The 13,975-nt window shown below is 39.5% G+C and carries 18 protein-coding genes; 16 read left to right on the forward strand and 2 right to left on the reverse strand.

The features are described from left to right. Positions 1-129 precede the first annotated feature (129 nt). A complete protein-coding gene (locus QM968_RS00340; protein WP_009731141.1) occupies positions 130-1,062 on the forward strand; it encodes a CPBP family intramembrane glutamic endopeptidase in 933 nt (310 codons plus the stop codon). A 109-nt stretch (positions 1,063-1,171) separates the two neighbouring features. Here the strand turns inward: QM968_RS00340 and QM968_RS00345 are convergent, their stop codons facing one another. Together QM968_RS00345 and QM968_RS00350 are read right to left on the reverse strand one after the other, a co-directional pair. After that, positions 1,172-2,248 carry a sensor histidine kinase gene (locus QM968_RS00345; protein ID WP_251457417.1) on the reverse strand — a complete coding sequence of 359 codons (1,077 nt, stop codon included), beginning with the start codon at positions 2,246-2,248 and terminating at the stop codon, positions 1,172-1,174. Continuing rightward, complete coding sequence (locus tag QM968_RS00350; RefSeq protein WP_251457420.1) at positions 2,233-2,904, reverse strand: response regulator transcription factor; 672 nt, start codon at positions 2,902-2,904, stop codon at positions 2,233-2,235. Before QM968_RS00350 ends, QM968_RS00345 begins: the two co-directional genes overlap by 16 nt. 158 nt (positions 2,905-3,062) lie before the next feature. Between QM968_RS00350 and QM968_RS00355 the strand changes: the two genes are divergently transcribed. The 15 genes from QM968_RS00355 to pyrR all read left to right on the forward strand — a co-directional run bounded on the left by QM968_RS00355 (position 3,063) and on the right by pyrR (position 13,940). After that, positions 3,063-3,773, forward strand: coding sequence for an ABC transporter ATP-binding protein (locus QM968_RS00355; protein WP_251457423.1), 711 nt, complete (start codon positions 3,063-3,065; stop codon positions 3,771-3,773). A 1-nt stretch (position 3,774) separates the two neighbouring features. After that, a complete protein-coding gene (locus QM968_RS00360) occupies positions 3,775-4,608 on the forward strand; it encodes a hypothetical protein (RefSeq protein WP_251457426.1) in 834 nt (277 codons plus the stop codon). After that, complete coding sequence (locus QM968_RS00365) at positions 4,568-5,257, forward strand: hypothetical protein (protein ID WP_251457428.1); 690 nt, start codon at positions 4,568-4,570, stop codon at positions 5,255-5,257. The genes QM968_RS00360 and QM968_RS00365 overlap by 41 nt, the downstream gene beginning before the upstream one ends. 289 nt (positions 5,258-5,546) lie before the next feature. After that, a complete protein-coding gene (gene uvrB / locus QM968_RS00370; RefSeq protein ID WP_140814053.1) occupies positions 5,547-7,535 on the forward strand; it encodes an excinuclease ABC subunit UvrB in 1,989 nt (662 codons plus the stop codon). Positions 7,536-7,544: 9 nt separating this feature from the next. Beyond that, the gene (locus QM968_RS00375) at positions 7,545-8,108 is read left to right on the forward strand and encodes a GNAT family N-acetyltransferase (RefSeq protein ID WP_414381300.1); all 564 of its coding nucleotides are present in this window, start codon (positions 7,545-7,547) and stop codon (positions 8,106-8,108) included. Beyond that, a complete protein-coding gene (locus QM968_RS00380) occupies positions 8,074-8,571 on the forward strand; it encodes an N-acetyltransferase family protein (RefSeq protein WP_414381303.1) in 498 nt (165 codons plus the stop codon). Before QM968_RS00375 ends, QM968_RS00380 begins: the two co-directional genes overlap by 35 nt. 92 nt (positions 8,572-8,663) lie before the next feature. After that, the gene (locus QM968_RS00385) at positions 8,664-9,287 is read left to right on the forward strand and encodes an NAD(P)H-dependent oxidoreductase (RefSeq protein ID WP_414381306.1); all 624 of its coding nucleotides are present in this window, start codon (positions 8,664-8,666) and stop codon (positions 9,285-9,287) included. A 30-nt stretch (positions 9,288-9,317) separates the two neighbouring features. Continuing rightward, on the forward strand, positions 9,318-9,848 hold the full coding sequence (locus tag QM968_RS00390) for a hypothetical protein (protein WP_414381308.1): 531 nt from the start codon (positions 9,318-9,320) through the stop codon (positions 9,846-9,848). Beyond that, entirely contained in the window at positions 9,845-10,276 is a 432-nt protein-coding gene (locus tag QM968_RS00395) for a hypothetical protein (protein WP_414381310.1), read from the forward strand. Before QM968_RS00390 ends, QM968_RS00395 begins: the two co-directional genes overlap by 4 nt. 26 nt (positions 10,277-10,302) lie before the next feature. Next, the gene (locus QM968_RS00400; RefSeq protein ID WP_414381313.1) at positions 10,303-10,770 is read left to right on the forward strand and encodes an 8-oxo-dGTP diphosphatase; all 468 of its coding nucleotides are present in this window, start codon (positions 10,303-10,305) and stop codon (positions 10,768-10,770) included. Between the two features lie 122 nt (positions 10,771-10,892). Continuing rightward, entirely contained in the window at positions 10,893-11,297 is a 405-nt protein-coding gene (locus QM968_RS00405; RefSeq protein WP_009731129.1) for a PaaI family thioesterase, read from the forward strand. Next, positions 11,272-12,024: an HAD family hydrolase gene (locus QM968_RS00410; RefSeq protein WP_414381315.1), complete on the forward strand. Its 753-nt coding sequence runs from the start codon at positions 11,272-11,274 to the stop codon at positions 12,022-12,024. Before QM968_RS00405 ends, QM968_RS00410 begins: the two co-directional genes overlap by 26 nt. 117 nt (positions 12,025-12,141) lie before the next feature. After that, positions 12,142-12,477 carry a zinc ribbon domain-containing protein YjdM gene (locus QM968_RS00415; RefSeq protein WP_009731127.1) on the forward strand — a complete coding sequence of 112 codons (336 nt, stop codon included), beginning with the start codon at positions 12,142-12,144 and terminating at the stop codon, positions 12,475-12,477. 43 nt (positions 12,478-12,520) lie between these two features. After that, on the forward strand, positions 12,521-13,156 hold the full coding sequence (locus QM968_RS00420) for a Pr6Pr family membrane protein (RefSeq protein ID WP_009731126.1): 636 nt from the start codon (positions 12,521-12,523) through the stop codon (positions 13,154-13,156). A 262-nt stretch (positions 13,157-13,418) separates the two neighbouring features. Next, positions 13,419-13,940 carry a bifunctional pyr operon transcriptional regulator/uracil phosphoribosyltransferase PyrR gene (pyrR, locus tag QM968_RS00425; protein ID WP_009731125.1) on the forward strand — a complete coding sequence of 174 codons (522 nt, stop codon included), beginning with the start codon at positions 13,419-13,421 and terminating at the stop codon, positions 13,938-13,940. Positions 13,941-13,975 lie beyond the last annotated feature (35 nt).

Raw genomic sequence — 13,975 nt, forward strand, 5'->3', positions numbered from 1 at the left:
TATATCAGAAAAGTATCAGTTCAGCAAGAAAAATCAACTTTCGATGTTAGGTTTTCTGACATGAAGTGGTGTTGCAGGTCTGGATTTTCTTTGCTACAATGGACCTATCAGATAAATGGAGGTTATTAGATGAAGAAAGGGATGATCATTCAAGGTATCAAAACGAAAGCTTCTGTGCCAGTTTTCGTTTCTACACTATTCTACGTGTTTTTAGCTTCCTTCTTTATAGAAGGAGGACTATGGATCAGTAGTGAATTGGTGGGACCATTTTCCATTGCAATAGGTACTCTAACAGAGTTCTTCTCACCAGGAAATGGGGTTGCAAGTATTCAAGAGTTTTTCTACCATTATATTCTCTATTATGAGCTCTTCAGTTTTGTATTTATTCTCTTACTCTTTATTTTTTGGGTGAAGTTCATTGAGAAGAATCCCTTATCGACTTTAGGTTTTGTAAAAAAGAACTGGCTAAAGTATCTAGGTTGGGGAATCTTGATTTCACTGCTTCAAATGGGTGTGATTGCCCTTGTCTACCAAGTAAGTGGAATTGGGTCTTTTGAACTGAATGAATTAAGTTTAGAACCCATCCTCTTTATTCTAGGTTTATTCCCATTTTGGCTCCTTCAAGGTGGGACAGAAGAAGTAGCGACGCGGGGTTGGCTCCTGACTCGGATTGCTGCAAGAACCAATCTTCCCTTAGCAATCGGGATTTCTAGTAGTCTCTTTGGCATTCTTCATCTGGGAAATGCAGGAGTGACCTTCTTATCCGTTCTGAATATCATCCTCGATGGAGTGCTGGCTGCTCTGCTTTTTATCTATACGGATAGTATTTGGCTAGTGGTCGCCCAACACGGCACCTGGAACTATGTACAAGGCAATCTCCTTGGTTTTCAAGTCAGTGGGACGGGGGCAGATGCCTCTATCTTTACCTTTACCATGGGGTCAGGACCTGACTGGTTGACTGGAGGGGAATTTGGAGCGGAAGGATCGATCATCACAACTCTGGTTCTTCTAGTATCCGTCGTGATTGTTTATCGTTTAGGGGAGAGGAAAGAAAGAGTTTAATGACTAACTTCTGTGTAATGTCTGAAAGTCATATATGAAAAAGACAAACACCAAAAATGACGTTTGTCTGTATTCTGAGTCGAACACATATTGATGAGTTCGGCTTTTTCTATATAATAATGGGAATGATTAGCTTGACTTGTGCACCATCATGAATATTTTCTAAATGCATCGTTCCATTATGAAGTTTCATGACGCGTTTTACGAAAGATAAACCAAGTCCATAGTGACTTTCTTGAGAGGATGTTCTTGCTTGGTCATCTTTATAGAAAAGATTTCCAGCATTCTGTAATATATTTTTTGAAAAAGTAGATTGATTATTCCATATGGTTAGAACTAATCGATTATTTTCTTGTGACATTGTTAGCTGGATCTTTGCATCATTATCTTTTTGATGTTGTATTGCATTATTAATAACATTTGTGATTGCTCGAAAAAATAAATTGGAATGAATAGCAATTTGTGCCGATGAAGTTACTGTGTTATTAAAAACAAAATGTGTATTTCTCGGGAGTAAAGGTGTGATATATTCCTTCAATTGATGAGTTACTTGTTGAATCGATATATTTTCAAGTTGAATATCATGGTCGTAAAAGGTTTTGGAGTATTGGATGAAGTGGTTGAAATAATCGTTTAATTGAATACTTGCTTGCTCAAGATCTTTTAGACATTCCATTGTTTGAGGTGTTTGCTTGGTAGATTGTAGGAATTCAGCATTTCCTCTGATGACAGTTAGAGGGCTACGAAGATCATGTGCAGCGCTAGATACTTGAAACATGAGTTCTTTTTTTTGTTCTTTTTCATGTTCAATCCTATTTTTTATATCAGATTGCATTTTTTCGATTAGTTCATTTGTTTCAATGAATTCTTTAATCTGCAAATGGTGATGTTCATTTTTGGTGAAATATAGACCACTATGATAAACCATGTTCATTTCTTTTTGAATCTTGGTTAATAATTGTCTAATATTTATTACAATGATAAAAATCAAAATGATGCAAAGATAAATCCAAGAACTGACGCTAAAAAATAAAGCAAAGCGATTGGCATTTCTCTCATTTATTCCAGATACAGAAGATAGAAGAGCTGGAACTATGTAAAAAAGTATCAGACATAGAAGAAATTGCCAAATGATTTTAAGGTAGGTACGCTTAATGAGTTGCTTGATTGTCAATTCTTTTTCCATTTGTATCCTCCTCCCCATACTGTTTTGATAGGATCAATTTGATGAGCCTTGAATTTTTGTCTAATTTGATAGATGTATTCAGTGATTGACCGTAGTTGAGCATCAGAGCTTACGGGATAGAGGTAATCGTAAAGTTCCTCTACGCTAAATATTCGGTTCTCATTTTTAGCTAAAAGATAAAGTAAATCAAACTCTCGCTTAGTTAATGAAATTCTCTTTGAATGATAATAAACTTCTTGACTATCTCGATAAAAAGTTATATTTGACTCCATCTCTTCTTTAGAGGAATGGTGTGATCTTTCTTCTCTACGAAGATGCATTTGAATTCTTGCAATCAATTCTTTAATGCTGAATGGTTTTGTGATGTAATCATCGGCTCCGGCTTGTATTCCTTTTAATAAATCTTCTTCAAAATCTTTAGCGGTTAGAAATAAGATTGGAGTAGCAATTTGTGAACGAATGGAACGACAAATTTCTATACCAGAAATAGGCATCATGACGTCAAGTAAAATTAGATCAAATCCAGTAAAGTCACAGATATTGATCTCCTCTATATTTTTACGAGTTTCCACGTGAAAGTTGTTTGCTTCTAATGCATTCCCTATTAATCGTAAGATTTTTTCATCATCGTCAATGGCTAAAATTTTATACTTCATAGTTCCTCCAATTATATGAGCATATTATAGCAAATATAGAATGTAATTTGTTGAAAATAAAAAAAATAATTATTCTGAGAATTTCCTGATTTTCTCCTGTTATACTTGCTCCAAGTGAAGGTGGAATTTCACTAAAAGTCAGAAGGGAAAAAGAATGAATGATAACAATTCAAAAGCTACATAAGGAATATAATAATAAAATTGTCCTTCAAAACGTGTCTTTCAAAGCTAAGAAAGGTGAGATTACTGGATTGATTGGACCGAATGGATCTGGAAAATCAACTTTAATCAGAATTTTACTTGGATTAGAAAATAGTCAAATGGGAATGACGTTGATCGATGGCAAAAAATACTCTCAATTGGGAGATAATCCTTTTTGTATTGTTGGATCGTTCCTTGACAGTTGCCAACCTTACCCAACCAGAACAGGATTTCAGCATCTTCGTTGGATTGGCTTGGCTTGTGGGGTTGATAGAAATAGGTGCAAGGAATGTTTAGAGTTGGTGGGGTTAAGTGAAGCTAAAAATAAAAAAGTAAAAGACTATTCATTAGGAATGAAGCAACGTCTTGGTTTAGCAACAGCCTTATTAGCAAATCCTGACATCTTAATTTTAGATGAACCAATCAATGGACTAGATCCAGAAGGAATTCGCTGGGTACGTAATTTTTTACAATCTTTTGTCAATGAAGGTAAAACTGTCTTAATGACAAGTCATTATATGAGTGAGTTAGAATTAACTGTAGATCATTTGGTTGGTATTTCTAATGGCAAAATTGTTATTGATGCTTCTACAAAGGATATTTTGAAACAGTTTGGCTCTTTTGAGGAAGCATATTTTAAGTCACTCGAAGGGAAAGAAGGTGAATAATATGTTGAAGCGTTCCTTTTTTAGTGATCTCTATAAATATTGTAGTTTACCTACTTTTAAATTCACTTTTTTTCTTATTTTGGGAGTCAGCATATTTTTTACAATTCAAAATATCCAGGTGATAAATGCCTTAGTAGAAGGAAATGGCCAAGCAGTTAACCTTGATCCGTCCATGTTATCATCGAATCCAGTTTATACAGTCAGGGATGCCCTCTTATCCTCCCCCTACCAAGCAAGTGTCATTTTCTTGCCAATCTTGGTTTCGCTTGTTTATTCAACCCATTACCAATTTGGTGATGATTATTTTAGCCAGTTATTGATTCCTAACTGGAAAGTTCGTCTTACTGGGTTTATTGCAAGTTCGATTGTCCTATCGTTACTCTCTACTTTAATATTTTCTATAGTAAACGTTGTTATTTTATTCGTTTTTCTAGATTCAACTCTAAAGAATTTTTTAGAATTGACATTGTTTTTAGATGTCACGGTAAGAGTTATGATATTTGCAATCGTTCTTACTTTATTAGCTTTACTTTTCGTAATCGTAACGAAAAAATCAATGACTGCATTAATTGCAGATGTTTTATTATTGGTTATCAGTTTATCAGGTATTCTAAGAGGAATTTCCTCTAAAATAGAAAATCTATTGCCTTTGATTGGAGCAAAGTCATTTGCATTTGGTCGAATTGAAGGGACTCAAACGAGCCAATTGTATGGAATTACACTTTTAATAGTAGAAGGGATCTTGTTCTTGGTGTTCATAATGGTTGTAGAAAAGATTCGAATGGGGAGGAAGAATGGCAAAAGTATTTTTCAGTCTTATCGTCAAAAAATATAGTTTAAAACCCGTAAAGTACCAGATAGGCATACAGTCTCTTTTAATAGGTTTTGTGTGTCTATTGGGTGTGTTACCAGTTGCAATTAATGGTGCAATTGTAGAATTATCTTTAAAGCAAGCTCTTGTTTTTGCATCAATGCTCTCTGTTGGTATTGGGTGTGTTAATGCATTTGTTGAGTTACAATCACACGAAACAAAGCTAGTTTACTTGGTAAGTGGAAAAAGGATCTTAAGTTCAATTAGGATCCTGTTCATAGAGTTATTTGATGTAGTACTACAATCAACCTTGTATTTCATTGTACTGCTTATATGGTTTCAATTTTATAGGAGCGAAAATGGTGTCAGTTTAGAAATCTTCAGTTTCTATTTGTTTGGCTCCATCCAATACTTTTTGATTTCTTACTTCTTAAGTTATTTTTTCAAAAGTCCAATGGGGAGTTTAGCTATTTTGCTGCTATTTCCTATTTTGGTACAACCATTCATAGAAAGAGTAGTGGAACCATTGACTAGTTATCTATTTTATAATATTGTTGCGGATACAATATTAGGGAGAGCTTCCTATCTGCAACTCTGTATTTACGTTATTGGACTGGTATGTTTACTTGGAGCAACACTCTACTTCTTGGTAAGGAATCAAGAAGTTAAGTAGTAAATAAAAATGATACTGATGAGCAAACCTTGCTAATTTTGTAAATCAATGACATTGATGTTTATTACGTATTTCATGGTTTTAGAATAAAAGACAAGACTTCCGAAGTAATTGCGAGAGTCTTGTTTAGTTTTTATGCTAATGCGTGTCCAATTAATTAGATTGTAATTCGCTCATGTACCAATTTAATGGATCGTTCTGTAACATGTTGTTTCTCTCTTCATTCCTCATCTCAGAGAATTCTGGTGATTTATGGTAAAATAAGGTCTATATATGTGAGGACAAAGAGATGATTAATCGAATTACAGATAACAAATTTAAACTAGTATCCAAATACCAACCGTCTGGGGACCAACCGCAGGCCATCGAGCAGTTGGTGGATAACATCGAGGGAGGCGAGAAGGCCCAAATCTTGATGGGGGCAACTGGTACGGGGAAGACCTATACCATGAGCCAGGTCATTGCCCAGGTCAATAAGCCGACCTTGGTCATCGCCCACAATAAAACGCTGGCGGGACAGCTCTATGGGGAGTTCAAGGAATTCTTTCCAGAGAATGCGGTCGAGTATTTCGTCTCTTACTACGATTACTACCAGCCAGAAGCCTATGTGCCATCGAGCGATACTTATATCGAGAAAGATAGCTCGGTCAATGATGAGATTGACAAGCTTCGTCACTCAGCAACCTCCGCTCTTTTAGAACGAAATGACGTCATTGTAGTCGCGTCTGTTTCGTGTATCTATGGGTTGGGTTCGCCGAAGGAATATGCCGATAGCGTGGTGAGCCTGCGTCCAGGTCTGGAGATTTCTCGTGATAAACTGCTCAATGACCTGGTGGACATCCAGTTTGAGCGCAATGACATCGACTTTCAACGGGGGAAATTCCGTGTTCGTGGAGATGTGGTCGAGATTTTCCCAGCTTCGCGTGATGAACATGCCTTCCGGGTGGAGTTTTTCGGGGACGAGATTGAGCGGATTCGGGAGATTGAAGCTTTGACAGGCCAGGTTCTGGGAAATGTGGACCACTTGGCAATTTTCCCAGCCACTCACTTCGTGACCAATGATGACCATATGGAAGTGGCCATCGCCAAGATTCAGGCGGAACTAGAAGAGCAGTTAAAAGTCTTTGAAAAAGAAGGTAAGCTCTTGGAAGCCCAACGCTTGAAACAACGGACAGAGTATGACATCGAAATGTTGCGAGAGATGGGCTACACTAATGGGGTGGAAAACTACTCTCGTCATATGGACGGACGGAGTGAAGGAGAGCCACCCTACACCCTTCTTGACTTCTTCCCAGAAGATTTCCTCATCATGATCGATGAAAGCCACATGACCATGGGACAAATCAAGGGTATGTACAATGGTGACCGCTCACGCAAGGAGATGTTGGTCAACTATGGCTTCCGTTTGCCGTCGGCCTTGGACAACCGTCCACTGCGTCGGGAGGAGTTTGAAAGCCATGTCCACCAGATTGTCTATGTGTCTGCGACACCAGGCGACTATGAGATGGAGCAAACGGATACTGTCATTGAGCAGATCATTCGTCCGACAGGTCTACTCGATCCTGAGGTCGAAGTGCGTCCGACTATGGGACAAATGGACGATCTCTTGGGTGAGATCAATGCGCGTGTAGAACGTGGAGAGCGGACCTTTGTCACCACCCTGACCAAGAAGATGGCAGAAGACTTGACCGACTACTTCAAAGAAATGGGTGTCAAGGTCAAATACATGCACTCGGATATTAAGACCTTGGAGCGAACGGAGATTATTCGTGATTTGCGTCTTGGCGTTTTTGATGTCTTGGTCGGGATCAACCTTCTTCGTGAAGGGATTGACGTACCAGAAGTCAGTCTAGTTGCTATCCTTGATGCGGATAAGGAAGGTTTCCTCCGTAATGAGCGAGGACTCATTCAGACCATTGGCCGTGCAGCCCGTAATAGTGAGGGTCACGTCATCATGTATGCGGACACCATGACCCAGTCTATGCAAAAAGCCATCGATGAAACGGCCCGCCGTCGTCAGATTCAGATGGCCTATAATGAAGAGCATGGCATTGTGCCACAAACCATCAAGAAGGAAATCCGTGACCTGATCTCTGTTACCAAGGCTGTGGCCAAGGAAGAAGACAAGGAAGTGGATATCACCAGTCTCAACCGCCAAGAGCGTAAGGAACTGGTCAAGAAACTGCAAGGCCAAATGCAAGAAGCCGTCGAAGTGCTTGATTTCGAATTGGCAGCACAGATCCGCGATATGATGTTGGAAGTCAAGGCCTTGGATTGAGGGATAAATATGATCGATTTAAGAAAACTAATAGAAGAAGATTTGGTGCCTTTGTGGGAAATTGCTTATTCACAATCTAATCCAATTTGGAAGCAGTATGACGCTCCCTATTATGACGATTATCAGTATTTTCCTAATTTTCAAGAATTTAAACTACAAAAATTAGAATCCACTCTAAACAACTCAAATCGTCTTGGTATTTTTGTTGATGATAAACTAGTTGGGACTGTTTCGCGCTACTGGATATGTAAAGAAACAAGATGGATGGAATTGGGAATTTGTATTTATGATAACAAATTTTGGAACTCTGGAATTGGAAAAGCTGCTATGCTACAGTGGATAGATCGGACATTTCAGGATTACTTGGAGTTGGAGCATCTTGGTTTAACAACTTGGTCAGGAAATTTTGGTATGATGAAATTGGCTGAAAAATTAAGAATGAAAAAAGAAGCTCATATTCCAAAAGTTCGTTATTATCAAGGTGTTTATTATGATAGTGTTAAATACGGCATTTTGAGAGAAGAATGGGAGGAAGCAAATGGTCATCACTGTCAAACAGATGGAAACTCCTGAAGAGATAGAAGGCAAGTCCCTCGTTCACTGGCATACGTGGAGAGAGGCTTATGACGACCTTTTGCCTGCAGAATTTCAGGAGACGATGACATTAGATAGATGTCGTTTCTTTAGTCAAAAATATCCAGAAAATACCTTGATTGCGATGGATGGAAAGAAGGTCGTTGGATTTATTAGCTATGGAAATTTTCGTGATGAAGCCATTCAAGCTGGTGAAATCATTGCCCTATATGTTTTAAAAGATTACTATGGAAAAGGTGTGAGTGAACAGTTAATGCATGCTGCATTTGTTGCTCTTGATCAATTCTCTGAAATTTATTTATGGGTATTGAAAGATAATAAGCGAGCCATTGCTTTCTATCAAAAAATGGGTTTTACTTTTGATGGCCAAGAACAAATAATTAAACTTGGAAAACCTGTTAAGGAATTGCGGATGATGTGTTCTTCAAATAAAAATTCCTAAAGGACGTATCTATCAATCTTTGAACCATTATCAATTAATCTAGTAAAAAATAAAAGAGATAGAATGAACCAAAGAAATGAAGGAGAAGACGAATGAAAATTCTAGTCATCAACGGGCATCCGGATAAGGAAAGTTACTGTCAGGCTATTTTTCAAACCATTGTCGAAACTATTGACTCAAATCGCCACGAGCTTAAAGTGATCAATCTCAATGAAGAGGACTTTGATCCAGTTCTTCGCTACGGCTATCGAAAACGGATGGAGGAAGATCCCTTTATCCTTCGTTCACAAGAATGGATCCAGTGGGCGGATCACCTGATCTTTGTCTATCCCATCTGGTGGAGTAGTATGCCGAGCCTCATGAAGGGCTGGATCGATAGGGTCTTTACACCGGGGATTGCATACTCGGCCAATGATCAAGGAAGCTTCATCTGGAATTACCTTAGAGGCAAGCAATTTAAGAAGTTGCTTAAAGGTAAAACAGCTAGTATCTATGCGACCTCCATGGCGCCTACTTGGTGGTACAAGATCTTTTCAGGTTCTCTCAACATTCCGGATAGTTATGGTATCTCTGTTTTGAAAAATGCCGTCTTGAACCACTGTGGGATCAAAACCAAGCGTGTCTGCATCTTTGGAGAAGTCGGACGGGATGTGAATACCGCTAGTATGCGGGAACAGCATCTCCGAAAGGTAGCAGCAGAAGTGAAAAAACTCTGAGTAAATCCTTAACGTTAGGAAATGAGGGTAATGAAGCAGAAGAAAAATACTGTAAAGAAGGTCAACCATCAAAATAGAATAAAGAGTAAAAGAAGCTGGTTAGATCGCTTAAACCTGTGGCTTGAAAAGCATTCAGGTATTGGTATGCTTTTAGATTTTTTCATGTTTTTGGCAATGGGAGCGGCCCTAGGTGTCTTTCTTTTTGACAATCATCTAATCCCAAGGACTTACCGTGATTTTAATTATCTATTTCCCTTATTCATGAATCTATATTTAGTGCTGAATGGATTGTATTTTAATGTCTTTCGAGTGCAGAAAGAAGACCGAGCTTCCATTGAATATTTCGCAACCGTCTTTTTGTACGTGAATGCAATTACGTCTGTTGTGCATATTGGGTTTGGGATCAAAGGGCGACGCATGGGAGATTATATTCCACCGCTTTACACTTTGAATCTGAAATACATCTGGTTTCCTATCGTGACCTATGCGATATTCTTCATTATAGCGGCCTTGATCTTGTTCATAATAAAATTGAGGAAAAAGAAGAGAAATAAGGAATGATTAAACTCATAAAAGTATTTCAAATTGTTTATATTCTTTTACTGACTTTCATGTTTGCTAACGTCCTTTTAGGTTTCTATGGCTACGCATTTACGCCGCTTCTGTGGAATCCTTGGCTGTATCTTGGAGCTGTGACGGCTTTTAGTCACAGCTGGTATCGCTTCTATCGAAATCATGCTACAAATTGGAAGAATCTTGTTAGTGTTCTTTTGAGTCTCTTTGCTATGCTGATTCTAGTATTTTTCATTGAGTTGGTCCTTAGCTTCGATGGTCATGGTTCGGTAACGATTCACTCGGAGTATTATTTAAAAGAGAAGTCAATTGTCTTTCAGAGAGGTTCCCTTTTAGATTCCTTTGACGAATACCATGAGCTGGTAAATCCCTTTGTGATGAAAAAAGAGATAAAGAAAAAAGTTTATATTGATTAATTGTCAATATCATAGAAAGGAAATATATGTCACGTACAACGCCTACTATACTGTGCAATCTTTGCATGGTCGAAGATCTTGAAAATGGGAAGGTGGTCCTTCAATACCGCTCACCTGAAAAGACTCACTGGGCTGGTTATGCCTTTCCTGGAGGCCATATTGAAGAAGGAGAAAGCCTTGTAGAATCCGTCATTCGTGAAGTTTACGAAGAGACAGGCCTTACGATCGTAGATCCAAAACTCGTCGCAGTCAAAGACTGGCCACTAGACGATGGAGGCCGCTATATTGTCTTTTGCTACAAAGCAACAGAATTCACCGGCCAGCTCAGATCGTCTGATGAAGGAGAAGTTTCTTGGGTTGAGAAGGACCAATTAGAAAAGTTGGACTTGTCCTACGACATGCTTCCTCTACTGGAAGTGATGGAAGACCCGGATTTATCGGAGTACTATTACCGCAAACGGACAGACGATGGCTGGGAAAAATTAAGATTTTAAGCAAAGAGCTAGAACTATCTAGTTCTTTTTTAGCTCTAAGGAACTGCCCCTTTTCTTGTATCTAGTCCTTAATTGTAGTATGATAGAGGAGTTGAAAAGATGCTAGAAAAGGTGGCAAATAGATGAAAGATTTTCACTTCGATGCGATTGCTGCATTTGAAAATTATGATATTAAAAAGATGAGAGACGGCCATGTCATTGTGACAACCAAGGTCGTGGAATCGTCTCTCAATTATTATGGAAATGCGCACGGTGGCTATCTCTTTACCTTGTGTGACCAGATTAGTGGCTTGGTCGTGATTTCTCAGGGGGTAGACGGGGTAACCTTGCAGTCTTCGATCAATTACTTGAAAGCAGGTGCTCTGGGGGATGTTCTGACCATTCACGGGGAATGTGTCCACAGTGGGCGGACGACTCGTGTTGTAGATGTCGATATTACCAATCAAGACGGTACCAATGTCTGCAAGGCAACCTTTACCATGTTTGTTACGGGAGTGAGAGATGAATCCGCGCAAGTACGCATTTAAAAACTATATTTTTGATTTTTATGGAACTTTAGTCGACATCGAAACTGATGAGTCGAGTCCAGTCTTATGGGATACCATGGCTCAGATCTACCAATCCTACGGGGCAAGTTACACAGGAGAAGGTCTGCGCCTGCGTTATAGAGAGTTGGTGCAACAAGCCGAAGAAGACTTGGCTAAGGAAAAACAAGTTGCCTATCCTGAGATTGATCTGACGGTTATTTTTGTGCAATTGTATTTAGAAAGTCATCCAAGTGGAAACAGTGTTGCCCACCTCAAAGAGTGGGGACGTTTGATTGCACGGACTTTCCGTGTCCTTTCTCGCAAACGATTGGAGCTTTATCCTCACACGAAAGAAGTATTAGAGGATATGAAAGCTGCAGGTTGCCGGATCTATCTCTTATCCAATGCCCAAGCAGAATTTACCAATCCTGAGATTGATTTAGTAGGCTTGAGAGAACTTTTCCATGCCATTTACTTGTCATCAGATGCAGGTATTCGCAAACCTCAGCCAGAGTTCCTCTTGGAAGTCATCAAAGAACACCAGTTGAACCCTGAGAAAACGGTCATGGTAGGGAATGACTTCACTACAGATGTGGCTGTAGCGAAAAGCATCGGCATGCAAAGTATCTTGATCAATACCTTCCCATACTCTGAAGCTGAACTGCGCGAGAAGAGTCAAGCAGGCGTGCGCGTGATTCAAGACATTCAAGAATTGCAAGAAGATTGAAAGATATTATCTATGTAAGGAGGCCAAGTCGCCTCCTTTTTATACAGTCGAGCAGGATTTGTCAAATGTTCGCTTTCATGGTATACTATGAAAGTTAATTTGAATAAGGAGATAGAAATGAATAACTTACCAAACTGTCCAAAATGTAACTCTGAATATGTCTATGAAGATGGAGCCCTCTTGGTTTGCCCAGAGTGTGCTTATGAATGGAACCCAGCTGAAGTCGTAGAAGAAGAAGGTGTCGTAGCCATCGATGCCAATGGAAATAAATTGGCTGATGGCGATACCGTGACCTTGATCAAAGACTTAAAAGTCAAGGGGGCACCAAAAGATTTGAAACAAGGAACGCGCGTGAAAAACATCCGTATCGTCGAAGGCGATCATAACATCGATTGTAAGATTGATGGCTTTGGCGCAATGAAACTCAAATCAGAATTTGTAAAGAAAATCTAAGGATAAGAAGAAGGGCCCAGCCCTTTTCTTTCAGGAGAATACTATGAAATTCAAACTATTGTTTAGCTATCGTTTTCTATTGTTTATCTTGAGTGTCATCGGCGTTTATCTGCAACTGACCAAGCATGGTGGTTTTGGGATGATGCTTTATTACACTATTTTGTCCAACATGTTGGTCATGTTCTTCATGGGAGACATGGTCTGGCGCATGCTTCGGGGTCGATCAACCCAGACCCAAGGTTACCTTCGCATAAAGGGGGCGGTCACCATGTCCATTATGATCACCTGTGTCATCTACCACTTTATGCTAGCTCCCATCGCGACACCTGAGAAGTTTTACCGCTTGGAAAACTTCCTCTGTCACTATATTGTTCCCTTGATGTTCTTCTTTGACACTCTAGTGATTGATAAGCCCAAGCAATACCGTAAGCTGGATCCTTTGGCTTGGACCTTGCTTCCTGTAGCTTATATGCTTTTTGCTCTTCTCAATGGTTTGGTTCTTAAGTGGCCGATTCCAGGTGCTAAAGATAGTCCCTTTGCCTATTTCTTTATCAATGTCAATAAATACGGCTGGGCTTTTGTGGGCAAATGGGTGGTGATCATCTTTATCGCCTACCTTTTAGCGGGCTATGTGCTCTATGGGATCAAAAATATCAAGCGAAAATCGTCTGTTTCTTAGTAAAAACCGAACGTTCTTTCATGTAAAAGTGCAGTTTTTAAATTTTTTTGAAAAAAATTGCGTTTTTTCTTGCATGTCGTTTGAAACTGTGATATAGTTATCTCAATTAAATAAATCCTTTAATCCTGTCCCGTGAGGCAGGCAAGGAGACTGTGAAAAACAATGGCTAGGACCATAGGGCGAGACTCTATCCTCTTAGACCATTCATTTGCTGAACCTCCTTGAAAAAGGAGGTTTTTCTTTTACCACTAAGGAGGACTGAATGAAAACCAAAGAAGTCGTTGATGATTTGACGATGAAGCGGGCCATTACCCGCATCACCTACGAAATCATTGAACGAAACAAAGATTTAAGCCAGATTGTGCTGGTGGGGATCAAGACGCGCGGTGTTTACATTGCTCGCCGGATCCAAGAACGCCTCTCTCAGCTGGAGCAAATTGATGTTCCTGTTGCAGAACTCGATACCAAGCCTTTCCGAGATGATATGAAGGCAACAGAAGATACGACAGTGTTACCAGTTGATATCGCTCACAGAGAGGTCATCTTGATCGATGATGTCCTCTATACAGGTCGCACGATTCGCGCTGCCATTGACAATCTGGTCAGTCACGGTCGTCCTGCTCGAGTAAGTCTTGCGGTTCTAGTCGACCGTGGGCATCGGGAGTTACCGATTCGTCCAGACTTTGTTGGGAAAAATATCCCGACAAGTAAGTCAGAAGAAATCATTGTCGAGATGGTGGAGCTAGACGGTCAAGACCGCGTCCTCATCAAAGAAGCTAATTAATTTGTAACCATCTACATCCAAACTAAAAGGAGAAT

The organism is Streptococcus sp. OMI870 (assembly GCF_047460295.1).
Lineage (GTDB): Bacteria > Bacillota > Bacilli > Lactobacillales > Streptococcaceae > Streptococcus.